General features: G+C 67.0%; 25 protein-coding genes and 1 pseudogene. 12 read left to right on the top strand and 14 right to left on the bottom strand.

The window, feature by feature from the left end:
• Positions 1-7: 7 nt before the first annotated feature.
• The 5 genes from U3A55_RS14515 to U3A55_RS14495 all read right to left on the bottom strand — a co-directional run bounded on the left by U3A55_RS14515 (position 8) and on the right by U3A55_RS14495 (position 4,744).
• A complete protein-coding gene (locus U3A55_RS14515) occupies positions 8-715 on the bottom strand; it encodes an NADH-quinone oxidoreductase subunit B (protein ID WP_330992213.1) in 708 nt (235 codons plus the stop codon).
• Positions 708-1,106 (bottom strand): NADH-quinone oxidoreductase subunit A, encoded by a 399-nt coding sequence (locus U3A55_RS14510; protein WP_330992212.1) that lies wholly within the window; start codon positions 1,104-1,106, stop codon positions 708-710. The genes U3A55_RS14515 and U3A55_RS14510 overlap by 8 nt, the downstream gene beginning before the upstream one ends.
• A gap of 115 nt (positions 1,107-1,221) precedes the next feature.
• Positions 1,222-1,827 carry a 5-(carboxyamino)imidazole ribonucleotide mutase gene (gene purE, locus U3A55_RS14505; RefSeq protein ID WP_330992211.1) on the bottom strand — a complete coding sequence of 202 codons (606 nt, stop codon included), beginning with the start codon at positions 1,825-1,827 and terminating at the stop codon, positions 1,222-1,224.
• Positions 1,824-2,963 carry a 5-(carboxyamino)imidazole ribonucleotide synthase gene (locus tag U3A55_RS14500; RefSeq protein WP_330992210.1) on the bottom strand — a complete coding sequence of 380 codons (1,140 nt, stop codon included), beginning with the start codon at positions 2,961-2,963 and terminating at the stop codon, positions 1,824-1,826. The genes purE and U3A55_RS14500 overlap by 4 nt, the downstream gene beginning before the upstream one ends.
• Before the next feature lie 53 nt (positions 2,964-3,016).
• Positions 3,017-4,744, bottom strand: a complete 1,728-nt coding sequence (locus U3A55_RS14495; RefSeq protein ID WP_330992209.1) for a flippase activity-associated protein Agl23 — start codon at positions 4,742-4,744, stop codon at positions 3,017-3,019.
• 77 nt (positions 4,745-4,821) lie between these two features.
• Here U3A55_RS14495 and ribH point away from each other — a divergent pair, with 77 nt between their 5' ends.
• The 3 genes from ribH to U3A55_RS14480 all read left to right on the top strand — a co-directional run bounded on the left by ribH (position 4,822) and on the right by U3A55_RS14480 (position 7,349).
• Positions 4,822-5,226: a 6,7-dimethyl-8-ribityllumazine synthase gene (gene ribH / locus U3A55_RS14490; protein ID WP_330992208.1), complete on the top strand. Its 405-nt coding sequence runs from the start codon at positions 4,822-4,824 to the stop codon at positions 5,224-5,226.
• Complete coding sequence (locus U3A55_RS14485) at positions 5,223-6,368, top strand: pyridoxal phosphate-dependent aminotransferase (protein ID WP_330992207.1); 1,146 nt, start codon at positions 5,223-5,225, stop codon at positions 6,366-6,368. The genes ribH and U3A55_RS14485 overlap by 4 nt, the downstream gene beginning before the upstream one ends.
• Positions 6,369-6,446: 78 nt before the next feature.
• Entirely contained in the window at positions 6,447-7,349 is a 903-nt protein-coding gene (locus U3A55_RS14480; protein WP_330992206.1) for a lysine exporter LysO family protein, read from the top strand.
• Here U3A55_RS14480 and U3A55_RS14475 read toward each other — a convergent pair.
• Positions 7,346-8,146, bottom strand: a complete 801-nt coding sequence (locus U3A55_RS14475; RefSeq protein ID WP_330992205.1) for an endonuclease III domain-containing protein — start codon at positions 8,144-8,146, stop codon at positions 7,346-7,348. The genes U3A55_RS14480 and U3A55_RS14475 overlap by 4 nt on opposite strands.
• 329 nt (positions 8,147-8,475) lie before the next feature.
• The gene (locus U3A55_RS14470; RefSeq protein WP_330992204.1) at positions 8,476-9,258 is read right to left on the bottom strand and encodes a helix-turn-helix transcriptional regulator; all 783 of its coding nucleotides are present in this window, start codon (positions 9,256-9,258) and stop codon (positions 8,476-8,478) included.
• A gap of 177 nt (positions 9,259-9,435) precedes the next feature.
• Here U3A55_RS14470 and U3A55_RS14465 point away from each other — a divergent pair, with 177 nt between their 5' ends.
• Positions 9,436-9,690 (top strand): hypothetical protein, encoded by a 255-nt coding sequence (locus U3A55_RS14465; RefSeq protein ID WP_330992203.1) that lies wholly within the window; start codon positions 9,436-9,438, stop codon positions 9,688-9,690.
• A 456-nt stretch (positions 9,691-10,146) separates the two neighbouring features.
• Here the strand turns inward: U3A55_RS14465 and U3A55_RS14460 are convergent, their stop codons facing one another.
• Positions 10,147-10,560, bottom strand: a complete 414-nt coding sequence (locus U3A55_RS14460) for a DUF371 domain-containing protein (RefSeq protein WP_330992202.1) — start codon at positions 10,558-10,560, stop codon at positions 10,147-10,149.
• Between the two features lie 282 nt (positions 10,561-10,842).
• On the opposite strand from U3A55_RS14460, the gene U3A55_RS14455 reads away from it, so the two are divergent.
• The 5 genes from U3A55_RS14455 to U3A55_RS14435 all read left to right on the top strand — a co-directional run bounded on the left by U3A55_RS14455 (position 10,843) and on the right by U3A55_RS14435 (position 15,062).
• Positions 10,843-11,742: a coiled-coil protein gene (locus U3A55_RS14455; protein ID WP_330992201.1), complete on the top strand. Its 900-nt coding sequence runs from the start codon at positions 10,843-10,845 to the stop codon at positions 11,740-11,742.
• A 93-nt stretch (positions 11,743-11,835) separates the two neighbouring features.
• On the top strand, positions 11,836-12,834 hold the full coding sequence (sppA, locus tag U3A55_RS14450; protein WP_330992200.1) for a signal peptide peptidase SppA: 999 nt from the start codon (positions 11,836-11,838) through the stop codon (positions 12,832-12,834).
• Between the two features lie 44 nt (positions 12,835-12,878).
• Positions 12,879-13,997: a DUF373 family protein gene (locus tag U3A55_RS14445; RefSeq protein WP_330992199.1), complete on the top strand. Its 1,119-nt coding sequence runs from the start codon at positions 12,879-12,881 to the stop codon at positions 13,995-13,997.
• A 44-nt stretch (positions 13,998-14,041) separates the two neighbouring features.
• The gene (locus U3A55_RS14440; protein ID WP_330992198.1) at positions 14,042-14,761 is read left to right on the top strand and encodes a diphthine--ammonia ligase; all 720 of its coding nucleotides are present in this window, start codon (positions 14,042-14,044) and stop codon (positions 14,759-14,761) included.
• Positions 14,762-14,834: 73 nt separating this feature from the next.
• Positions 14,835-15,062 carry a hypothetical protein gene (locus U3A55_RS14435; protein ID WP_330992197.1) on the top strand — a complete coding sequence of 76 codons (228 nt, stop codon included), beginning with the start codon at positions 14,835-14,837 and terminating at the stop codon, positions 15,060-15,062.
• Here U3A55_RS14435 and U3A55_RS14430 read toward each other — a convergent pair.
• Both U3A55_RS14430 and U3A55_RS14425 read right to left on the bottom strand, forming a co-directional pair.
• A complete protein-coding gene (locus U3A55_RS14430; protein ID WP_330992196.1) occupies positions 15,059-16,027 on the bottom strand; it encodes an NDP-sugar synthase in 969 nt (322 codons plus the stop codon). The genes U3A55_RS14435 and U3A55_RS14430 overlap by 4 nt on opposite strands.
• A 209-nt stretch (positions 16,028-16,236) precedes the next feature.
• The gene (locus U3A55_RS14425) at positions 16,237-16,521 is read right to left on the bottom strand and encodes a transcriptional regulator (RefSeq protein ID WP_330992195.1); all 285 of its coding nucleotides are present in this window, start codon (positions 16,519-16,521) and stop codon (positions 16,237-16,239) included.
• 70 nt (positions 16,522-16,591) lie between these two features.
• Between U3A55_RS14425 and U3A55_RS14420 the strand changes: the two genes are divergently transcribed.
• A complete protein-coding gene (locus U3A55_RS14420; protein WP_330992194.1) occupies positions 16,592-17,005 on the top strand; it encodes a Rieske (2Fe-2S) protein in 414 nt (137 codons plus the stop codon).
• On the opposite strand, the pseudogene U3A55_RS14415 reads toward U3A55_RS14420, so the two are convergent.
• The 4 genes and pseudogenes from U3A55_RS14415 to U3A55_RS14400 all read right to left on the bottom strand — a co-directional run bounded on the left by U3A55_RS14415 (position 16,977) and on the right by U3A55_RS14400 (position 20,191).
• Positions 16,977-17,610 (bottom strand): annotated as a pseudogene (locus U3A55_RS14415) (aminotransferase class IV). The gene U3A55_RS14420 and the pseudogene U3A55_RS14415 overlap by 29 nt on opposite strands.
• Positions 17,611-17,715: 105 nt before the next feature.
• The gene (locus U3A55_RS14410; RefSeq protein ID WP_330992193.1) at positions 17,716-18,207 is read right to left on the bottom strand and encodes a helix-hairpin-helix domain-containing protein; all 492 of its coding nucleotides are present in this window, start codon (positions 18,205-18,207) and stop codon (positions 17,716-17,718) included.
• Positions 18,208-18,233: 26 nt separating this feature from the next.
• Positions 18,234-19,037, bottom strand: a complete 804-nt coding sequence (locus U3A55_RS14405; RefSeq protein ID WP_330992192.1) for a shikimate dehydrogenase — start codon at positions 19,035-19,037, stop codon at positions 18,234-18,236.
• Positions 19,037-20,191 carry a sodium:calcium antiporter gene (locus tag U3A55_RS14400; RefSeq protein ID WP_330992191.1) on the bottom strand — a complete coding sequence of 385 codons (1,155 nt, stop codon included), beginning with the start codon at positions 20,189-20,191 and terminating at the stop codon, positions 19,037-19,039. The genes U3A55_RS14405 and U3A55_RS14400 overlap by 1 nt, the downstream gene beginning before the upstream one ends.
• Before the next feature lie 81 nt (positions 20,192-20,272).
• Here U3A55_RS14400 and U3A55_RS14395 point away from each other — a divergent pair, with 81 nt between their 5' ends.
• Together U3A55_RS14395 and ftsZ are read left to right on the top strand one after the other, a co-directional pair.
• Positions 20,273-21,556: a D-aminoacyl-tRNA deacylase gene (locus U3A55_RS14395; RefSeq protein ID WP_330992190.1), complete on the top strand. Its 1,284-nt coding sequence runs from the start codon at positions 20,273-20,275 to the stop codon at positions 21,554-21,556.
• Between the two features lie 61 nt (positions 21,557-21,617).
• Entirely contained in the window at positions 21,618-22,760 is a 1,143-nt protein-coding gene (gene ftsZ / locus U3A55_RS14390; protein WP_330992189.1) for a cell division protein FtsZ, read from the top strand.
• Positions 22,761-22,788 lie beyond the last annotated feature (28 nt).

Below are 22,788 nucleotides of genomic sequence, written 5' to 3'. Positions count from 1 at the left end.
CCCTCCGTCATGGCGAGTCAGCCCAGTTGTACCGCATGACGAGCGTCTCCTCGTCTATCTCGCCCGCGAGTTCCTGGACGAGTTCGTCCCGGTCGAGGTCGCCGAACTCCTCCAGTTCGTACGGCTTGACCGTGACAGGCGAGCTCTCGCCGTTCATCACGCGCTCCTGAAGCTTCACGACGCCGTAGACGAGCGCCTCGGGGCGGGGCGGACACCCGGGGACGTGGATGTCCACGGGGATGACCTCCTCCGCGCCCTTGAGGACGTTGTAGCCCTCCTGGAACGGGCCGCCCGAAATCGTGCAGGAGCCCATGCCGACGACGAACTTCGGCTCAGGCATCTGGTCGTAGACGCGCTTCATGCGCGGCGCGAACTTCGAGACGATGGTCCCCGGCACGATCATCACGTCGGCCTGCCGGGGGCTGGCGCGCGGCACGCCGGACCCGAAGCGGTCGAGGTCGTGCTTGACCGCGTACGTGTGCATCATCTCGATGCTGCAGCAGGCGATACCGAACTGCAGCATGAACATCGAGTTCCCGCGAACCCAGTCCATGAACTTATCGAACTTCGTGAGGATGAACGGGGAGGTGCCGAGCGCTTCGCGCAGTTTCGAGTTGAAGCGGTCGTCGACGCCCTCGCCCATGCGGGCCTCGCGGGTCTTGGTCTGCGGTACTGTGCTCTCGGCTATCGCGTCCCGTGGCGTGTCACTACTCATGCTTGTACTCGTACCGTGGGTTCCGCACCCAACTCACCGCGCCGTTCCGCCACGCCCACACAAGTCCGATGACGAGAACGCCGATGAAGACGAGCATGGGTGCGAGCGCGGCAACGAGGCCCTGACTGTCGACCGCGGACCGATAGATGACGGTCCAGGGGAGAATGAGCACGGTCTCGATGTCGAAGACGACGAACAGCAACGCGACCATGTAGTATTGGATGTTGAACCGAAGACGCGTGCTCCCGGTCGGAACCTCGCCGCTCTCGAACGCGGCGCGTTTCCCTTGTTCGGGCACACTGGGGCGTAGCAGGGTGGAGACAGCCACCATCGAGAGAGGGATGATGACGCCGACAGCCGCCAGCGCGCCGATGGCGATCCAGGTATTCATAACTCCGTATCGTCTGTCGATTCATCCGCCACACCTATAAACGTTGATTCTTCCATCGGCGGGCGAACGACGGCGTATACGGGCGTTTCGCGCCGTCTCGAACGGGCGGGTTCGCTCAGTCGTCGCGGCGCTCGCGGAAGCCCTCGACGCCGCGGTCGTGGAGGTCGCGGGAGACCTCGGCGACGCCGGCGCGGCGGGCGTCGTGGAGGTCGCGGAGGCGTGCTTCGAGGTCGCTGTCGGAGCGTGCGAGAATCTGCGCGGCGGACAGCCCCGCGTTGTAGGACTTCCCAGCGTCTACGGCGGTGAGCGGCGCGCCGGTCGGCATCCCGATAACGGAGTCCACGGACTTCTCCTGCACGGGCACGCCGATAACGGGGACAGGGTACGCGATGGACGCGGTCATGTTCGGGAGGTCCGCGGACTTCCCGCCCGCGCCGGCGATGATGACGTCGAGGCCGCGGTCGCCGGCGGTGTCGGCGTACGCGTACATGAGGTCGGGCGTCCGGTGCGCGGACACCACCCACGTCTCGAACGAGTAGCCCTCGGGCGGGTTCTCGGGGTCGGTCTCCTCCGCGAACCCGAGGTCCGTGAGCGCCTCGACGGCGCCGGCCATCGTGTCGAGGTCGGAGTCCGACCCCATCACGATACCCACGTCCGGCGTGTGTTCGCGCTCCGATGCGGCGTCCGTCTCGAAGAAGTCGATGAGGTCCTGAACGGTCATTTGAATTCGAGTGCGTCGCGGGCGGTTCGCGCGCGGGAAAGCGCGGTCTCGGTGTCGTCGCCGCTCGCGGTGACGTGCCCCATCTTCCGCAGGGGCCGCACCTGTTTCTTTCCGTACCAGTGGAGCGCTGCCGTCTCCACGCCGAGCGCCTCGTCCGCGCCGGCGAGGGTCGCGGGACGTTCCGCGCCGGTTCCGAGTATGTTCGCCATTGCCGTCGGCCCCCGGAGTTCGGTGGAGCCGAGCGGCAGGCCGAGCACGGCGCGCACGTGCTGCTCGAACTGCGAGGTGTGCGCGCCCTCGATGGTGTAGTGGCCCGAGTTGTGCGGCCGGGGCGCAATCTCGTTCACGAGAAGCTCGCCGTCCGAACCGGACGCCTGCACCTCGAACAGTTCGATGCCGAAGACGCCGCGGCCGTCGAGCGCGTCGAGCACGTCCAGCGCGACCTCGCGGGCGCGTTCGACGGTGGCGTCGTCGGTGCGGGCGGGCGCAATCGTCTCGCGGAGGATTTCGTCCTCGTGGACGTTCTCGACAACGGGGAAGGCGTCGCGTTCACCGTCACCGCGAACGCCGATGACGGAGAGTTCCCGCTCGAAGTCGACGAGTTCCTCCGCGACGAGGCCGGTGAGGTCGTCGAAGTAGCCGGCGGCGTCGGAGACGGTGGCGGCGACGTGGTTCCCGCGGCCGTCGTAGCCGCCGCGGCGCGCCTTCAGCATGAGGGGGCTGCCGAGGTCGTCGAACGCGTCGCGGAGGTCGGCCTCCGAGTGTACCTCGCGGAACGCGGGGACGGGGAGGGCGGCGTCGGCGAGCGCGCGCTTCTCCGCGAGTTTGTCGCCCGTCGTCCGCAGGGAGTCGGGCGCGGGGTGGACGGGCGCGTCGAGCGATTCGAGCGCGTCCGCGTCCGCCAGCTCTATCTCGTACGTCACCACGTCCGCGCGCTCGGCGAGCGATTCGAGCGCGGCGGGGTCGTCGAAATCGGCGACGAGCTGGTCTGTCGCGGGCGGACAGGCGGGGCAGTCGGGCGTCGGGTCGAGGACGACCACGTCGACGCCAAGCGGGCTCGCGGCCTCCGCGAGCATCCGGCCGAGTTGGCCGCCGCCGACGACGCCGAGCGTGCCACCGGGGACGAGCGAAGCCATCACCCGATAGCTGTCCTCACTCCTGCATAAGAGTTGTCGAACTCGCTCGCGAATTAGGCAGGTTCGTGCGTATCGTTTCGAATCCAGAACACGGTCGGCGTGTCCGTCGAGGTCATGCGGTACGTGTAGGCCGTGTAGTTCTCCAGAGCGGGGTTCAGGTCGTCGTACGTGTCGGCGAGCGCGACGACCACGGGCGGTTGCTGGGCTTCGACCTCGTCGACGGAGAGCGTACTCTCCGAGTTGGCGCCGTAGCGTTCGAGGTACCAGGGGAGGGGGAGGCGGTACGTCCAGTGCTGTGGTTCGCGGGTGCCGTCGACGAGGTGGGGTGAGGGGTCGGTCGTGGTGTGGAAGTGCTCGCCGTAGAACAGAACGGTGTCCTCGCCCCCGCTCACCGCGGCGTCGAGGTCGGTGAGGAGCGCGTCGTCGATGCCGGGCTGACCGTACTGGACGAGGGAGTTGTCGGCGTCCGCGGCGTTCGTGTACGAGGTCTGGTAGGCGGTCGCGCCCGCGTAGCCGGCGACGCAGAGCAGGACGACGACCGCGACGGTCCCGCCGACGCGGTCGCCCTGCCGCCAGAACCCGACGCCCTTCTCGGCCACCCAGCCGACGCCGACGGCCGCGGGGACGGCGAGCGGCACCATCGCGTGGACGAGCGACCAGTGCGCGGCGATGTCGGTGACGATGGGGTAGCCGACGACGCTGAACAGCCCCCAGTACGCGCAGAACTCCACGAGGTCGCGGCGGCCGAGCCAGTAGCGGTCGTAGACGAACCCGAGGACGGCGAACGCGCTGAGCGGGAGGGCGACCGCGGCATGCGCGCGGACGGCGAGTTCGAGGTACTCGACGTAGCTGTGTTCGTGGCCGCCGCCCCAGACGGAGAACATCTCCTCGAACGCGCCGAGAGTCGCGGCCTCGAAGCCGTCGAGGCTCGTGAAGGCGTGCAGGAGGCCGGGCCGTGGCGCGAAGAAGAACGCGGTGACGACCGCGAAGAGGACGCCGAGGCCGACGGCGCGCGGGAGGTACTTACCGAGCGCGCCGTTCGCGAGCGCGTCGAACCCCGCGACGAGGTGGTCGGGGAGGGAGCCGTCGCGCTGGTCGGGGTCGCGGAGGCCGTCGAGCCAGTCGACGGCGGCGTCTGTGGCGTCCCACAGCCACGCCCGGAGGTCGGCGACCCAGCCCTCGTCCCCGCCGAGGACGCGGTGGTCGGCGACGAGGAGGAGCGCGCCCGCCCAGCAGACGAGGTAGAGGAGGGCGTTCGCCTTCGTGGTGAACGCGAGGGCGAGCGCGACGGTGGCGGCGGGCCAGTACCAGCGGCGGCCGGTGGCGAGCGCGCGGACGACCAGGCCGAGCGCGAGCAGGCTGAACGCGGCGACCAGCACGTCGTTCCGCATGAAGCGGCTGTAGTAGACGAGGACGGGGTTGATGGCGAGGAAGCCCGCGAACCCGAGGACTTCGGTGTCGGTGAGGTGGTCACGGAACAGCCACGCGGTGAGCGGGAGGAGACCGCCGACGAGCGCGACGATGGCGCGGGCGGTGGCGTCGGTCGCGCCGAACAGCCCGAAGACGTACTTGTTGACGTGGTAGAGGAAGGGGCCGTGGATGATGGGTTCGTAGTCGTAGTGTCCGGTCTCGACGTAGCGGAGTATCCAGTAGCCGACGCGGCCCTCGTCCCAGTGGAACGTGCGGAGGCCGAGCGCCCAGAACCGCACGAGGAGGGCGGCCGCGGTGAGGGCGAGGAGGCCGGCGACGACGCGTCGGCGGCCGAGGCGGGACGGAAGCATACCGAAGCCACGTGTGGGGCGGGGCAAAGACTTTCCGAAGACGGTAGCACTAAGCCCCGTCCCGCGCTCTCTCCGGCATGGTCTCTCTCGGCCTCGTGGTCGCACAGTTCAACAGCAGTGTCACCGACGGGATGGCGGAGGCGGCGCGGGACGCCGCTGCGGACGACGGCGCGGACGTCGTCGAGACGGTTCCCGTGCCGGGGGCGTACGACGCGCCGCTCGCCGCGGATCGCCTCGCGCGCCGGGACGACGTGGACGCCGTCGCGGTCGTCGGCGCTATCGTCACCGGTGACACCGACCACGACCAGGTCATCGCGCACGCGACCGCCCAGAAGCTCACGGACGTGAGCCTGGAGCGGGATACGCCGGTCGCGTTCGGCGTGAGCGGTCCCGGGATGAGCGGTGCGGAAGCCCGGGAGCGCGTGGAGAAGGGTCGGGAGGCCGTCGAGAGCGCGATTCACCTCGCTGAGGAACTACAATGACCGAGTACGCAGACCGCGTCGAACGAGTCGAACCGAGCGCCACCCTCGCGGTGTCGAACCTCGCAAGCGAACTGGAAGCACAGGGGGAGGACGTCGTCGACCTCTCCGTCGGCGAACCCGACTTCCCCACGCCCGAGAACGTCGTGGAGGCCGCGGAGGACGCCCTCGAAGCCGGCCACACGGGCTACGCGCCGTCGAACGGGATTCCGGAACTGAAGGAGGCTATCGCGTCGAAGCTGAACGACGACGGCCTGCCGTACGAGCCGAGCAACGTCATCGTCACGCCCGGCGCGAAGCAGGCGCTCTTCGAGACGTTCCAAGCGTTGGTGGACGAGGGCGACGAGGTCGTCCTGCTCGACCCCGCGTGGGTGTCCTACGAGGCGATGGCGAAGATAGCGGGCGGCGACCTCACCCGCGTGAACCTCGCGCCGCACGACTTCCAGCTCGAACCCGCGCTGGAGGAACTCGCCGCGGCCGTCTCCGACGACACGAAACTCCTCGTCCTGAACAGCCCGAGCAATCCGAGCGGCGCGGTGTTCTCCCGCGCAGCGATGGAGGGCGTGCGCGACCTCGCGGTCGACCACGACATCACCGTCATCTCAGACGAAATCTACCAGCACATCAACTACGGCGCGGAACACGTCTCGCTCGGGAGTCTGGACGGGATGTTCGAGCGCACGGTCACCGTGAACGGCTTCTCGAAGGCGTACTCGATGACCGGCTGGCGGCTCGGCTACCTCGCCGCGCCCGAGGGCACGGTGTCGCAGGCGGGGAAGGTGCACTCGCACTCCGTCTCCTCCGCGACGAACTTCGTCCAGCACGCGGGCGTCGAAGCCCTCGAACACACGGACGACGCCGTGACCGAGATGGCTGCCGCCTTCGAGGAGCGCCGCGACTACCTCGTCGAACTGCTCTCCGAGTACGGCGTGGACGTGTCCGTACCCGAGGGCGCGTTCTACATGCTCTTGCCGGTGGACGAGGACGACCAGGCGTGGTGCACGAACGCCCTGGAGGACGCGCACGTCGCCACCGTTCCCGGGAGCGCGTTCGGCACGCCGGGCTACGCCCGCATCTCCTACGCCGCGAGCAAGGACCGCATCGAGGAAGCCGTCGAGCGACTCGCGTCCGAAGGCTACCTCTGAGGAACGTTCGCACGCGAAACCACCGCACGGCGGCGGCGTGAACGACGACTATTTCCCCGTCTTGCATCTCGTTCGAGTATGTTCACCGTGTTCGCCGCCCTCCTCGCCGGAGTGGCGACTGGACGGCTCGGCGGCGTGCGCGCCGCCCGGCACGCCGGCCGTCTGCTCTCCCTGGGTCTCGTCGTTCTCCTCTTCCTGATGGGAGTGCGCCTCGGCGCGAGCGACGCCGTCGTCTCGAACCTCGGGCAAATCGGCGCGTACGCGTTCGTGCTCGCGCTCGGTAGCGTCGTCGGCAGCGTCGCCTGCGCGTACGCCATCCGGGGGTTCCTCCCGTCGTTCGACTCGCCCGGCGACGTGGACTCGGGTGACGGCGACTCCCGAACGCTCACCGCGCTCGTGCTCGGCGCGCTCGTCGCCGGCGCTGTCGTCGGTGCGACGGTGCTTCCCGCGGGGAGCCTCCTGCTGGTCGAGCGCGCGACGACGCTCGCGCTCGCCGGCCTGCTGTTCGCCGTCGGCGTCGGCCTCGGCGCGGACGGCGCGCTCCTCGCGCAAGTGAAGCGCCTCGGCGTCCCCATCCTCGCACTCCCCGCGTCCATCGCCGTCGGGAGCGTGGCGGGCGCGCTCGCGGTCGGCGTCGCTCTCGGAATGAGCGGTACTGCGGCCGCCGCCGTCGGCGCTGGGTTCGGCTGGTACAGCCTCTCCGCCGTCCTCATCACCGACGCGGCCGGCGTCCACCTCGGGTCGCTCGCGTTCCTCGCGAACGTCTTCCGGGAGGCGCTCGCGCTCGCCAGCCTCCCGTTCGTCGTCCGGCACTTCGGCCGCGCGGCCGCCATCGCGCCCGGCGGCGCGACCACGATGGACGTGACCCTTCCCGCGGTCAAGGACTCCGCGGGGAACGGCGCGGTCGTCCCCGCGTTCGTCAACGGCGCGGTGCTCTCCTCGCTCGTCCCGGTGCTCGTCCCCGCCTTCCTCGGGTTCTAGGTCTCGCTCGGGTCGAGTACGTCGCCGTCGTGCGGATAGACGCCGACCTGGTCGCAGATGTCGCTCATCGGGCACGCCTCCGGCCCCTCCAGGCACGCGGGCTTGCGGGCGGTGCAGAACTCGCGGCCGAACTGAATCATCGCCGTGTGCCCGAACCCGCACTTCGACTCCGGCACCTCGGCCTCCATCACCTGCCGCACGTCCTCGTGGTCGGCGTCCGGCGGCGCGAACCCCATCCGGCGCGCGATGCGGTGGACGTGCGTGTCCACGGGGAAGACGCCGTCTCGACCGCCCGCGAAGAGGAGGACGCAGTCCGCCGTCTTCGGGCCGACGCCCTTCATGTCGAGCAGGGCGTCCCGAACGTCGTCGGGCGATTCGGATTTCACGAACTCGTCGAACCCCGCGGCGCCCCCGTACTCCTCGACGACGCGGGCCGCGAGCCGGATGATGGTCTCCGACTTCTGGTTGTAGAGACCCGCGGCGGAGATGGTGTCCGCGAGTTCGTCCTGCTCGGCGTTCGCGAGCGCGCGGGCGAGGTCGCCGCCGTCGGTCGCGTAGCGCGCCATCAGGTCGTCGTGGGCGGGCTGGCTCGCCTTGTCGGACGTGTTCTGACTCAGGATCGTGCGGACGAGGCACTCGAAGGCGTCCTGGCCGCCGTACGTCTTCTGCCAGTAGCGTTCGCCGAGGCGGTCAGTGAACACCTCGACGCGGGAGGTGGCGTCGCCGGGGTCGAACGCAGCCGCCCGTCCGCCACCGGCGTCGCCGCCGGAGATGTTCTCGGCTGGCTCGTCGCTCATACCCACGTCTTCGTGTGCGGCGAGGAAAGTGGTTCGGGAGTGCCGTTGAAATCCGAGTGTCTCGACAATTTTCCCGCTGAAACAGCTGTTGGGTAGGTGTGCGAACTGACCTCCAGTTTAGTGTTAGCGTTCAAACTATAGTGAGTTACTGCGCCGCGTTTGATTGACGCAGTACAGCTCGAAGAAAGGGACCACTGAGTATAGCGATAACACCCCCAGCCAATTGGACTATAGTCGCTACTGGCGCTCCTGGCAGTGTACACTCGGAAAAAACCCATGTGAAATAGTTCTACCAATCACGTTGAAACATCCCGCGTGCTCAGAATTTACTACAACTCAGCTGTCGATATTTCGTCTGCCCCCTCTCTATACTGTGCATACTGGTCTTCGGCCCACTGTACGGCCTCCTCTACCTCGTTGATGAGTACGCCAACGACACCCCCACCGTCGTAGGCGGTGATACCGGCGTAGCTCGATTCCGGCGTGTCCATTATCCACAGTGCGTAGGGGAGTTCCTGGTCACTCTCGTAGAGTTCCAATCCGTCCACTTCGGAGAGAGGCTCCGTCCCGAACTCCGGAAGCGATGGAAGGGCTTCGAGCACGTCCGGCTCGGCGACGATCTCGACGGTCAAATCGCCTTCGCCGAGTCGCTCTGCGAGGAGACTCGGGTAGAAGCTGAGCACGACCGGTGCAAGCCCTCGCATCCGCGTCGCGCGCTGAAACAGTTCGTTGCTGGGTTTGAGCGCCTGGTCCGGCGCGTGATCCGCTCCCATCGTGACGGACGCACCCTCCAGGAGACTCGTAGAGACCGGTGCGTCCCGCGGAAGGTGATTGACGAACGCAGTCGTCAACGAAACCGCATCCGTCGCCCGCTCGTACTCTCTATACTCCCGAAGTGCAAGCCGACCGGCGGTCGTCATCGTGTACTCCGAGCCGTCTTTTTCGACGAGGCCAGCCTCGGTGAGTTCGGTGATTGCACGGTCAACTGTCGAACGCGAACTCTCGAGTTCGGCGACGAGCTCCGGTTTGCGAGCGGGGGCTGTCTGTAAGGTGGCGAGTACGGGCGAGCGCCGTTCGAGAAGGCGTCGCATCTCTGCATCACTCTCTGGCATATTGCGGTCGTATTCGTGGGGTGCGTATAATCGATGTCACATTCATCGCAACGAAACCCGCACTCACGGTTCGGGAGATCCACCGCACTGTGAACGTACTAACGATGGGTGAGGATATACGAACGAGAACACAAGTTGAAGACGTCCCCGCTGACGCATCGGTGGACGGTTGCTAGCATGAGTTCCAAGATACTCCTGAACGAAGACCACTGGATCACGCTCGTCGCTGCGATTGTAACCGTGGGCGGGCTTGGGTTCCTGTCCGACCTTCCGTGGTTCTGGCTGTTAGTCGCTGGGATGATCGTCTCAGGGATCGTTGAATTCGTGATTCGAGAGATACCCCCTGATAGGGATAACTACGATCCGGAAGCGTACCGACTGTGGGACGCTGGATACGGTCGAGACTCCGAAACCAGCAATAATAACAAGTGAAATAACTCTGTTGAAATCCGTTATGAGTTCCCGTAAAGCACGCCTCCGGTATACGCCGTATGCGCTGGTCGTCATCGGTTTCATAGCCGTGTGGTACGGGTACTTTGAGCGTCTTCCATTCCTTTTCATCGGGGTTGCCGCTATCCTTGGAGCAGGCTATATTCTCATTCGAGGATATACTGCGACTACTCTTGCGCTGATGTTTGGAGTGCTAGCACTAAGCGGCTTGCTTGGTGTGATCTACGCGCTTCGTGGCAATGAACCCGTAATATGGGCTATCGCATATCTTGGAGTTGGAATTGTGGCAGGCGTCCGATTCAGACAATACTGGCAGGCCCGCTCGTGGGAACCAGGAAGATAGCGACTGATAGGTCTGTTAGGTTCGCACACCTACCTAACGGCTAGTCCACCGAGACAAATGGTGGGTCGATAGGAGTTCAACAGAGCCGTTCGGGGTTACTCGACGCGGAGCGTCATCGTGAGCGGCGCGCCGTCCGCGAGTGAGGTGACGAAGTCGCGGGGGAGGTCGGTGGCCGCGGCGTCGGCGTCCACCATGACGGTGCGGTCGTCGACGTAGGTGCTGGTGCGGCCGACGTGCCCGCGCTGGTTCTCGAACGCGAGGTCGGGGTGGCCGCGGCCCGTGATTGTGACGCGTTCGTCGGGCGTTTCGAGGACGGCGGTGATGGCCGCGCTCTCGTCCCGGCAGGCGTCGACGAACTCGCGCGAGAAGTCGCTGGGGGCGCGGTCGGCGTCGATAGCGAGGATGCAGTCGCCGGCGGGCGTGAGGTAGTCGTCGGTCGTGACCTCGAACGTGCTCGCGTGTTCGGCGGAGACGTTCTCGTGGCCGTGGGCGTGCACGACTTCTTCCATACCCGCGTTCACTCCCTCTCGTACTTGAAGGTCTTTATGTGTGCGCGGATTCAGCGAAACCGTGGTAGAGTCCCGCAAGCGGCCTCGTGGTAGCTGTTTGCACACCCCAGGAGAGGGCAAATTTTAAATGTCTATGGGAGGTACTAGGTGATACCTGAACGCCCCAGCGTTCACCAGCACCGCTCGAGAATGACAGGCCGTTTTCACTTACGACGATTCGCAGCAACTCGCGAGCGACGCCTGTGTGGCGCACAGCGGCGGAATGGAACCGAGGTTTGAACAATGGTAGAACAAGAAACTATCGACGTGTCGTCCGCGGACGAGCTGATTACTGACGAAGAACTCGAGAACAAATCCAAAGGCCAGCTTATCAAGAAAGCCGGCCAGTTCCGTGACCGACGGAACGAGCTCAACCAACTCGCATCCTCGCGCGCATCGAAGCGCGACGAGCTGAACGCGAAGACGCGCGAGAAAGTCGACGCGGCCCAGGAACATCGCGAGGACCGCGACGAACTCAACGAGCGCGTGCAGGAGCACAAGGAAATCCGGAACGAGCTCAACGCGGAAGCGAACGAGCTCTTCGAGGAGGTCGAAGAGCAGAAGTCCGACCTCGAACTCGACGAGGGCAAGGACCTCGAAGAGCTCAAGGAGGAAATCGAGCAGCTCGAGTTCAAGCAGCAGACCGAAGTCCTCTCGACGGAGGACGAGCGCGAGCTCATCGAGAAGATCGAGCAGAAGCGCGAGGAGTACCAGACGCGCAAGGAGAAGCTCGACCAGACCGAGGGGCTCGACGAGCTCGTCGAGGAGGCGGAGGAAGTCCGCGCCGAGGCGTCGAAGCACCACGAGAAGGTGACGGAGCTCGCCGACCGCGCGCAGAAGCACCACAACGAGATGATCGAGGCCTACCGGGAGGCCGACGACATCCGTGACGAGGCCGACGAGAAGCACGAGGCGTTCGTCGAGGCCCAGGAGGCCGCCGACGCCCACCACGAGGCCTTCGTTCGCGTGCAGAAGCGCCTGCGCGAGCTCGACAAGGAAGAAGAAGAGGAGAAGCAGACCCAGCGCGAGGCGAAGCGCCAGGAAGCGAAGGAAGAGGCAGAGGACATCTACGAGCGGTTCCAGGAGGGCGAAACCCTCGACACCGAGGACCTCCGGAAGCTCCAGAAGTCCGGCCTCCTATAGTCGGCTCTCCGATATTTTCTCCCGTTTTCTCGACCGCGTAGCGGTGCGGCCGGACTGGTGAGTTTTTAACACGCCCGGGCGTGTCGTGTCGGTATGGATACTGCATTCAAGCGGTTCGGTCGGCTGGCGCTGTTCGTGCTCGCGCTCGTCGTGGGCGCGGTCGCCGGCTGGATGGTGTTCGTCGTGGGCGCGGACGAGAGTCTCGCGCGCCTGCTCGGTATCGTGCTCGCCATCGTCGTCGCCGTCGCGGTGGGGCGACTGGGCGCGAACGTCGCCGGGTCGGTGTTCGCGCCGTACAACGTCGCCGAGGTGGGCGTCGAGGGCCCGATTACGCGGGACGGCGGGAGTTCCGTGCCGATGCAACCGGGGACGACGCCCGCGGACGCAATCGTCGAACAGATGGAGCGCGCGGACGCCGACGGGAACGTGGACGCGCTCGTCGTGCGGCTGAACACGCCGGGCGGCGAGGTCGTGCCGAGCGACGACATCCGGAACGCGGCAGACGAGTTCGACGGGCCGACGGTGGCGTACGCGACGGACACGTGCGCGAGCGGCGGGTACTGGATCGCGTCCGGTTGCGACCGCATCTTCGCGCGGGACGGCAGCATCGTCGGGTCTATCGGCGTGGTCGGGTCGCGGCCGAACGCATCGGAGCTGATGGACAAAATCGGCCTCTCCTACGAGCAGTTCACGGCGGGCGAGTACAAGGACGCCGGCGTTCCGCTCAAGGAGATGGAGGAGAAGGAGCGCGAGTACCTCCAGGGTATCGTGGACGGCTACTACGACGAGTTCGTGGAACGCGTGACGGAGGGCCGCGACCTCGACGAGGAGACGGTTCGGGACACGGAAGCCCGCGTCTACCTCGGGGAGGACGCGGAGGAACTCGGATTGGTGGACGAACTCGGGACGCGGGACGCCGTGGACGACTACCTCGAATCGGAGCTCGGCGTCGGCGTGGAGACGCGGGAGTTCGAACCGCAGCGCGGGCTCGCGTCCCGAGTGCGGTTCGGCGCGCAGTCGCTCGCGTACGCGTTCGGCGCGGGACTCGCGAGCACGGTCGGCGCGGACGGCCTCGGGTTCGAGTTCAAGTAGACGGGAGGTTTTTACCGGGGGGTGTGCATCCTCTACGTAGCTGAATGCACACGCTGGTCCTCTGTCTCGACCGGTCGGGCGCGGTGCCGCGCGCGACCGGCGTCACACCCCCAGTCGCCGGCTGGGAGGCCGTGCAGTCCCTCGTCGTGGAGTACGGCGTCACGGACCCCGAGGACTCCGCGGTGAACTGCCTGCTGGAAGGCCTCCGCGTGAGCCGCGACCTCCGAGACGACGGCGAGGAGTCCACGGTCGCGGTGGTGTCCGGGAACGCGGACTCCATCGTCGGCGCGGACCGCACCATCGCCGAGCAAGTGGACGCCCTCCTCGACCGCTACGACCCGGACGCCGCCATCCTCGTCGTGGACAGCGCGGAGGACGAACGCGTCGTCCCCATCGTCGAGAGCCGCCTCCCCATCGACTCCGTGGACCGCGTCGTCGTCCGGCAGGCCCGCGACATCGAGTCCACGTACTACCTCCTGAAGCAGTTCCTCGCCGACGAAGAACTCAGGGGCACCGTGCTCGTTCCGCTCGGCGTCGTCCTGCTCGTGTTCCCGATACTGCTCACGCTCACGAACAGCCTCGCGGTCGCCATCGCCGCCATCACCGCCGTTATCGGCGTCTTCCTCCTCTACAAGGGCCTGAACATCGACGAGTCCCTCAGCGGCGTCCCGAGTCAGGCGCGCGACGCCCTCTACTCCGGCCGCGTGAGCATCGTCACGTACGTCGTCGCCGCCGGCCTCGCGCTCATCGGCGTGTTCGCGGGCGCGCTCGGCGTCTCCGACATGTCGTCGATGGACGGCGAGTTCGTCGCCGCGATGGCGTTCGCGTACTACAGCGTCCCCTGGCTCGCTCTCGGCGCGCTCGCCGCCAGCACCGGCCGTCTCATCGACGAGTCCATTCGCGCGGACGACCTCAGCGCGAACTACGTGAACCTCCCGTTCGGCGTCGTCGCCGTCGGCCTCGTCATCAGAGGGTTCGCGGGCTACTTCCTCGAACGCGCCGCCGTCCTCGACTCCATCACGGTCGGCGGCGTCGACCTCGGCGTGCTCTCCATCGCGCCCGTCGTCGTCTCCCCGGAGGGACGGCTCGCCGTCTTCGTCGTCGCGGGCGTGCTCGTCAGCCTCGCCGGCATCCGCGTCGGCGCCGTCCTCGGCGACGAGTAACGGGAGTCCGCGACCCATATAGCCCTCGAGCGCGAATCGCGAGTATGACCGACGGCCAGTGGGTGGGGTTGTTCTCCGGCGGGAAGGACTCGAACTGGGCGCTCTACCGCGCGCTCGAGGACGGCCTCGACGTGGGCCGCCTCCTCACCGTCCACCCCAAGGAGGACTCCTACATGTACCACGTTCCCGCGACCAGCCTGACCGAACTCGCGGCGGAGAGCATCGGCATCCCGCTCGTGAACGTCGACCCCGGCGACCTCGACGCGCTCGACGCCGAGGATTCGGGCGCGCAGGGCGACCGCGAACTCGAACCACTGGAGGCCGCGCTCCGCGACCTCGCCCCCAGCCTCGACGGCGGCCTCGCGGGCGTCACCGCCGGCGCCATCGAGAGCGAGTACCAGACCAGCCGCATCCGGGCGATGGCGGACCGCCTCGACTGCGAGGTGTTCGCGCCGCTCTGGCAGGAAGACCCCGAAGAACTCGGCCGCGCGATGCTCGACGCCGGCTTCGAAATCACCATCCTCCAGGTCGCCGCCTACGGACTGGACGAATCCTGGCTCGGCCGAACCCTCGACCGCGACGCGCTCGACGACCTCCGCGGCCTCCACGACGAGTACGGCGTCCACCTCCTCGGCGAAGGCGGCGAGTTCGAGACGTTCGTCACCGACGGCCCACACTTCGACCACGCAATCGAACTAGAGTACGACACCGTCTGGGAAGGCAACCGCGGACACGTCAAAATCACGGACGCGCGGCTCGAATAGTCCACATCGAGCGCGGAACGCCGTTCAGCGACCACGCAAGAGTGAAACGATGAAACGCCGTATCACGCGATGAATGGGTGACGTGTTCGGACTGGTGGCAGGGTCGTTGGTGATAGTGTTCGGGGTGCTTTCGCTTCTAAACCACCCCGTAATCGACGTCCTGAATCGGTGGATGAAGTCGTGGGGAACGACACAGCGAACGAGGAACGTAGAGCTGAACGACCTCTCGGTAGCGATAACGCGTATCGTGGGTTTCGTTCTGGTCGTCTTGGGGGTCGGAATACTCGGTGACGCGACCTAATTCCCGTTCGATATCGTGGTGTGCGCGCCGATGAGCGCGCCGGCGAAGTCGATGTTCGCGACGTGCGTCTGTTCGTCGATGATGGAGTCGCGGACGTCGCAGTCGAGGATGGTGGCGTCGGGGAAAACGATGGAGTTGTCGAGGCTGGAGTTGACGACTTCGGCGCCGTCCATCACGTGGACGTTGTCGCCGAGCGTGGTGTTCTCGACCGTGGCGCTGTCGGCGACGAGGTTGTCGCCGTCGAGCGTCCACGCGACCGCGTCGAGGTAGGATTCGGGCGTGCCGATGTCGAACCACGCGCCCTCGAACGTGAACGCGTGCACGGACTGGCGGTTCTGGAGCCACTGAATGAACCAGCCCGGCTCGTCCGGGTTCTCGCCGGCCTCGAGGTACTCGCCGAACGACGGGATGGTGTCCGCGGGGAACGCGTAGCACGCAATGGAGACGAGCGTGCTCTTCGGGTCCGCGGGCTTCTCCTGGAAGTCCACGACCTCGTCACCGTCGAGGTTCACGAGCCCGTACGACTTCGCGCGCTCTTTACTCCCGACATCGTACGCCGCGAGCGACGGCGACTCCTTCGCCTCGAAGAAATCCAGGAACTCCGAAACCTCGAAACTGATGAGGTTGTCACCCGCGATGACGAGCGTGTCCTCCTCCACGCCCTCCCGCTCGAACAACTGATTCAACGCCCCCACGACACCGAACTTCTCGTCCTCCTCCGTCGTATCCTCGATGGAGAGCGTCGTCTTCTCGTACCCCTCCGCCCGGAGATGGTCCGCGAAATCATCCGCGAACCGCTCGTTCGTCGACACGAACACCTCACTGATGCGGTCGTCAGCCTCCAACTCCGAGAAAATCCGGTCAATAACCGTTGACTCCCCAACCGGGAGGAACATCTTCGGCCGATGCTTCGTAATCGGCCACATCCGCGTCGCATACCCGCCAGCGAGAACGACAGCTTTCATACCCCACCGATACCCCGGCCGCGGTAAGGTCTTTTTCCTTCCACTTTTTGCGTCGGGGCCGCTTCGCGGCCCCGTTACAAAACCTGGAGGAAAAATCGGCGACCGCATCGCGACCGCGCCGCCTCCGCGGCCGCTACCGCACCACACTACCTCGTCGCGCAACAGCACCGCCTACCGCAGTTCGCCGCAACCACACCGCCGCAGCACCGCTACGCTATCTTGAACGCGGGTTCCTCAATTCCCTCGTGCTTGCACTCGGGGCAGCGTGAGGGGAGGTTGAGCGGGTCGTCGAAGTCGTTGAACCCGCATTCCTCGCATTCGGGTGGGCGGACGAGGAGTTCTTCGTCCGTGCCGTCGAGGGATTTCGCGACGTGTTCGACGTGGCGGAGCGCGGCGTGCGCGGTGATGGCGAACTCGGTCGCGAGCGAACTCGGCGTCCCGGGGTCCTCGCGGAGCGCGTCGGCGATGCGTTCGCGGGTCGTCCGCTCAGGCATACCGGGGTTTGGGGAGACGGTGCTTAGTGTCCATCGGTGGACGTTAGTTCGCGCGACGGCGAGCAGTCGTATGACCGACGGCGAACGCGTCACCGCGGCCGAGAACGTCCCCGTGGACTCGACGTTCCTGTTCACGGTGGAAGGCGAGGACGGCGAGGACGAGGCGGTTCTCACACGGAGCGAGGACGGTATCGAGGCGTACGTGAACCGCTGCATGCACTTCACGCACATCCGCCTCGACAAGGGGAGCGGCGCGCCGGTCCGGCACGGCGAACTCGTCTGCGCGAACCACGGTGCGATGTTCGAGCAAGACACCGGCGTCTGTACGTTCGGTCCGTGCGAGGGCGCACAGCTCGACCGAATCGAGGTCGAAGTGCGGAACGACGCTGTCTACCTCGCCGACGACGCGTACGCGTTCGTCCGCGAGGGCGGCATCGAGACCGACCCCACGGACCTCACGTCGACGTCGAACGTCGAGTTCTAGCCCGGTACGCGTCGTGGAGGTCGCTGGCGGCATAGCGGCCGGTTTCTACCGGAATGTCGCGTTCGCGAGCGATATCCAGAACGACCTCGCGGGTGACACTGGGGAGTATCGGACCGTCGAAGCTCGGCGTGCGGAGGACGCCATTTCGGACGAAGAAGGCGTTTCGTCGCGCCCTCGGCGACGAACCCACTGGAATCGAGGAGGAGGGCTTCGTCGGCGTCGACGCTCCGGCGCGCGAGGGTTCCGTTGAGGTAGTTGTGGGTCTTCGTGGCGGCGGGAACCGCGTCGTCCGGGAGTCGCTGCACGGGCGACGTTTCGAGCGTCGCGGGCGCGTTCCAGGTCGGTCCGCGGCCGAGTTCGCGCACCTGCACGACGACCGTCGGGTCGGTCGCGAGACCGGAGGCGAGCTTGCCCGGCTGGACGCCGCGGGAGACGCTGAGTCTGACGTACGCTTCGGCGAGACCGTTCGCGTCGAGCATCCCCCGGACGCGCTCGCGGAAGGTCTCGGCGGAGATACCGTGGTCGATGCCGAGGAGCGAACAGGAGTGCGCGAGGGGGTCGAGGTGGGCGTCCAGTCGAAAGACGCGGCCGTCGTAGGCGCGCATCGTCTCGAAGGCGGCGGCGTACTGGAATCCGCCGTCCCGGACGCTCACCGAGGCCTCGTCGGCGGGAACGAGCTCGCCGTCTACGCTGTATCGCGGGCCGCGAACTTAGGGTAGTCGCTCCTGCGCGCGGTCGATCCAGCGCTGGACGCGGGACGACGACACGTCGATTTCGTCGCCGAGTTCGTCCGCGTCGGCGTCGGCGAGGTCCGCGACGGTCTCGACGCCCGCGTCGTGCAGGCGTTCCGCGTAGGCCGGTCCGATCCCCTTCAGGAGTTCCACGTCCTCCGCGCCCTCCTCGTCAGGTGCGGATTCGCTCTCCGCGTCCGGTTCGACCTCGTCGATGTCCGTGGTTTCGTCCTCGGCGTCCGGCTGCCCTGCACCCGCTTCTGCGGGCTCAGCACGCTCCGACTCCGCGACCTTCTCGCCCTCCTCGACGTGGTCCTCGACGAGCGACTCCGTGGACGCCGACGCGTCCGTCTCCTCGGCCACGGGTTCGTCCTCGCGTTCGCGTTCGACAGTTACGTCAACGCTCCCGTTACGCCCGGACTCGTCCGACTCCAGTCCGAGCATCGATTTGAGTGCGGATAGCAGTCCCATTGAACGGCCGTAAGCCCGGCTCTCACTTAAAGCCCTGCCCGCAGTGCGGCGTTCATCGCGTCGACGGGCGCGTCCCGGCCCGTCCAGCGCTCGAATGCCTCGACGCCCTGGTAGAGCAACATCCACGCGCCGTCAATGGTCTCCGCGCCCACTTCGCGGGCGTCCCGGAGGAGGCGGGTGTCGAGCGGGCTGTACACCGCGTCCATCACCGTGAGGTCGGCGTGAAGGGCGTCGGCTGGTACGGGCGACGCGTCCTCGTCCATGCCGACGCTCGTCGCGTTCACGAGCACGTCCGCGTCGGCGAGCAGTTCGGGGAGGGCGTCGAGAGCGTGCGCGCTCGCGGCGTCGCCCACGTCCGCGGCGAGCGATTCGGCCGTCTCGACGGTTCGGTTCGCGATTCTGACCGAGGCCCCGGCGTCCGCGAGCGCGCACGCAATCGCGCGGCCCGCACCGCCCGCGCCGACGAGCACGGCGGTCGCGTCCGCGAGTTCGACGCCGTGGCTGGTGAGCGCGCGCCGCGCGCCGCCGGCGTCCGTGTTGTACCCGCGTGGCGTGTCGCCCGCGAAGTCGATGGTGTTGACGGCGCCGATGCGCTCGGCGAGCGGGTCGGGGTCCACGAGGTCGAGTACGTCCTGCTTGAAGGGAATGGTGACGTTCAGCCCGGAGATTCCGAGGGCGTCCGCGCCCGCGACGGCGTCCGCGATGTCGGATTCCGCGGGTTCGAACGTGACGTACCGGGCGTCGAGGCCGAGCTCGTCGTACGCCGCCTCGTGCATCGGCGGGGAGAGCGAGTGCCCGACTGGGTTCCCGACGAGACCGTAGACGTCCATCAGTGGCCTCCCGTGGTGATGCCGAGGAACACGACGAAGTACACGAGCAGTGCGATGAACGCCGCGTAGAAGACGCCGCCGACCAGGAACGGCTTGAAGCTCATCGGGTCGTTGTGGGCGCTCCGGGCGCGAGCGTAGAGGATGCCGCCCGAGATGACGGCGAGGATGACGGAGAACGCGTTCAGGAAGCCCGTCGTCCCCCAGGCGAGCGTGAGGTCCCAGTCCGTGTAGACGATGCCGAGCGTGACGGGGAGAGTTCCCTGGAACGCCATCGCGCCCGTGATGTTCCCGAGCGCGAGCGTGTCCTTGTCCCGGCTTATCCAGAGCACGCTGTTGAACTTCTCGGGGAGTTCCGTGGCGAGCGGCGCGATGAGCAAGGCGACGATGGCGACAGGGATGTCGATGACTTCCTGCGACACCCACTCGATTTCGGTGACGAAGAGGTGCGCGCCGCCGATGATGATGCCGAGCGCGAACAGCGTCTGGAACGCGACGAAGAAGAGGTGGGGGTTCTCGCCGTGCTTGCGGGGGTTGTAGCCGAGGCGGGCGGCGAACCGCTCGAAGAGGAGGCCGAAGTGGAGGGCGTCGAGATCTTCGGACTCCACGAGTTCGCCCGCCTGGAGCGACCGGTAGAGGTAGACGATATAGAGGAGGACGAGCGCGGCCCCGAAGACGTACTGGACGGTCTCCTGACCGAGGCCGAAGCCGTTGTCGGGGACGAACGCGGCGCTGAACGCGATGACGTACCCGACGAGGAAGAAGGAGAGGTCGCGGCGCGTCGTCGCCTCGTTGAAGTGGAGCTCGGGGCCGTGGACGCGGCGAGTCCGGAAGTAGTAGACGCTCACACCGACGAGGAACATCGCGATGGTCGCGAGCATGAACGGCGCGCCGAGGATGGCGCCGACGCCGACGTGGGACGCTGACTCGCCGCCCTGGAGGATGGCGATGACGGGGATGAGGGTTTCGGGGAGTGCGGTGCCGACCGCGGCGAGGATGCTGCCCGTCGCGGACTCGGAGACGCCGAGGCGGTGGCCGAGCCACTCGACGCTGTTCGTGAACACTTCCGCGCCGAGCAGGAGAAACGCGAACGAGAGGAGGAGGAGGATGCCGCGTTCGACGCCCGCAGGGAACGGAAGAACGGGAATAGCGCTCATGCGCTCGACTTACCGGAGGGCGCTGTTAAGCCCTTCCAAACTTCGACGCGCTCAAGCGCCCGACGCGCCAGAGTGAGAACAATGATAGGCGTGGTCGTCAGTCGCGCGGACGAGGCGTCCGTCGCTATCGGCGAACAACTGCGGGCGCTCGCGGACTGGACGAAGGACGGGGGCGCGTGGCACCGGGACGGGTTCGAACTGCGGGAGTTCGACGAGTGGCACGTCGAACTCGACGGGGTCACAGAGGCGTTCTCTGACCCCGACCTCGTGGTGTTCGCGTCCCGTCACTCGGGTGAGACAGGGCCGCTACTGACCGCGCACCACACCGGGAACTTCGGGCCGGGCGAGTTCGGCGGCGACGACTACGCGCTCGCCGAGACCGCGCCCGCGGCGCACCGCAGACTCCTCGACGGCTTCCGCGAGCACGCGCCCGACAGCTACGAGGTCGGGATGGAGTGCACGCACCACGGCCCGACCGAAGTGGGCGCACCGTCGCTGTTCGCGGAACTCGGGAGTAGCGAGGACGAGTGGCGGGACGATTCGGCCGCGCGAGCGGTCGCGCAGGCCATCCTCGACCTGAACGGCGTCTCCCCCAGGGGCGGCCGGGCGCTCGTCGGGTTCGGCGGCGGGCACTACGTCCCGCGGCCGACGCGCATCGTCGCGGACACCGACTGGGGGTTCGGGCACATCGCGGCCGACTGGTGTCTCGCCGACATGGGCGACCCCGACGCGCACCGAGACACCATTTCTCGGGCGTTCGAGGCGACCGGAACCGAGTACGCGGTCGTGGACGGCGAGAAACCCGCGCTCGAAACGACCATCGACGACCTCGGGTATCGGGTCGTGAGCGAGACGTGGGTGCGGGAGACCGACGGCGTCCCGCTCGACCTCGTGGAGACGCTGGAAGCCGAGCTCGCGAACGTCGATGACGGCCTGCGGTTCGGCGAGAACGCGAGCGAGGAGTACGTCGTCGCGGACCTGCCGGACGACCTCTGGGCGGACGCGCACAGCGTCAGCCCCGAGCGCGCCCGCCGCGCCGCGCGCGCCCACACCGTCGCGTACGAGACGACGGAGAACGGGAACCGCGTCGAAGGCCGCGGCGCGTTCCACGACCGGGACGCCTACGACGCCTACGTCGAACGCCTCGCCGCGCTCCTCCGCGAGAAGTACGACGACGTCGAGGTCGACGCCGACGCGGTGACGGTTACCGACACGGCCTTCGACCCCGAACTCGCGCAGGAGGCCGGCGTACCCGAAGGCCCGAAGTTCGGCCGACTCGCGAGCGGCCAGCCGGTCGAGGTGGACGGCGAGCGCGTCGCACCCGAGGACGTGTCGCGGAAGCGAACCGTCCGCTACGGCGTCTGACCGTCGTCTGACGCGAGGGGGAAAGGTAATTAAAGCTCGTTCGTTTACCCATCACCCAACTATGGACTCTCTCGTAGAGGACGCAATCGACGAGGCCGAGGAGGAACCCGAGGCCTCGAACGCGGCAGCGGAGTCCGCCGCGAACGCGTCCGGTCGGATGAGCGACGAGGAACTGATGGACGTCCTCGAAGAACTGCAGACGAACATCACGGTCGTCGGCTGCGGCGGCGCGGGGTCGAACACCGTGAACCGGATGGCCGAGGAGGGGATTCACGGCGCGAAGCTCGTCGCCGCGAACACCGACGTCCAGCACCTCGTCGACACCGACGCCGACGTGAAAATCCTCATGGGACAGGAGAAGACGAAGGGCCGCGGCGCCGGGTCGCTCCCCCAGGTCGGCGAGGAAGCCGCCATCGAGAGCCAGGACGAGATTTCTGAGGCGCTCGACGGCTCGGACATGGTGTTCGTCACCGCCGGCCTCGGCGGTGGCACGGGCACCGGCAGCGCGCCCGTCGTCGCGAAAGCCGCCCGCGAAATCGGCGCGCTCACCATCAGCATCGTCACCACGCCGTTCACCGCCGAGGGCGAAGTCCGCCGCACGAACGCGGAAGCCGGTCTCGAACGCCTCCGCGACGTTTCTGACACCGTCATCGTCGTGCCGAACGACCGCCTCCTCGACTCCGTCGGCAAACTCCCCGTCCGTCAGGCGTTCAAGATTTCGGACGAAGTCCTCATGCGGTCCGTGAAGGGCATCACGGAACTCATCACCAAACCCGGCCTCGTCAACCTCGACTTCGCCGACGTCCGCACCGTCATGGAGAAGGGCGGCGTCGCCATGATCGGACTGGGCGAAGCCGACTCCGACGCGAAAGCCGTCGACTCCGTCAAATCCGCGCTCCGCTCACCCCTCCTCGACGTGGACATCTCCAGCGCGAACAGCGCGCTCGTGAACGTCACCGGCGGCCCCGACATGAGCATCGAAGAGGCCGAAGGCGTCGTCGAGGAGATCTACGACCGCATCGACCCCGACGCCCGCATCATCTGGGGGACCAGCATCGACGAGGAACTCGACGGCACGATGCGCACGATGGTCGTCGTCACCGGCGTCGAAAGCCCCCAGATTTACGGTCGGAACGGCGAGCAAGCCGAACCCGACGAGGAGACGAGCGAGGGCGCCATCGAGGACATCGACTACGTCGAATAGTGCCTTTTTCGCTCCTCGGAGCGCGCAT

This window comes from Salarchaeum sp. III, from assembly GCF_036418315.1.
Lineage (GTDB): Archaea > Halobacteriota > Halobacteria > Halobacteriales > Halobacteriaceae > Salarchaeum.
The sequence above is the reverse complement of the archived record's forward strand: the minus strand, read 5'-3'. Positions and strand labels throughout refer to the sequence as shown.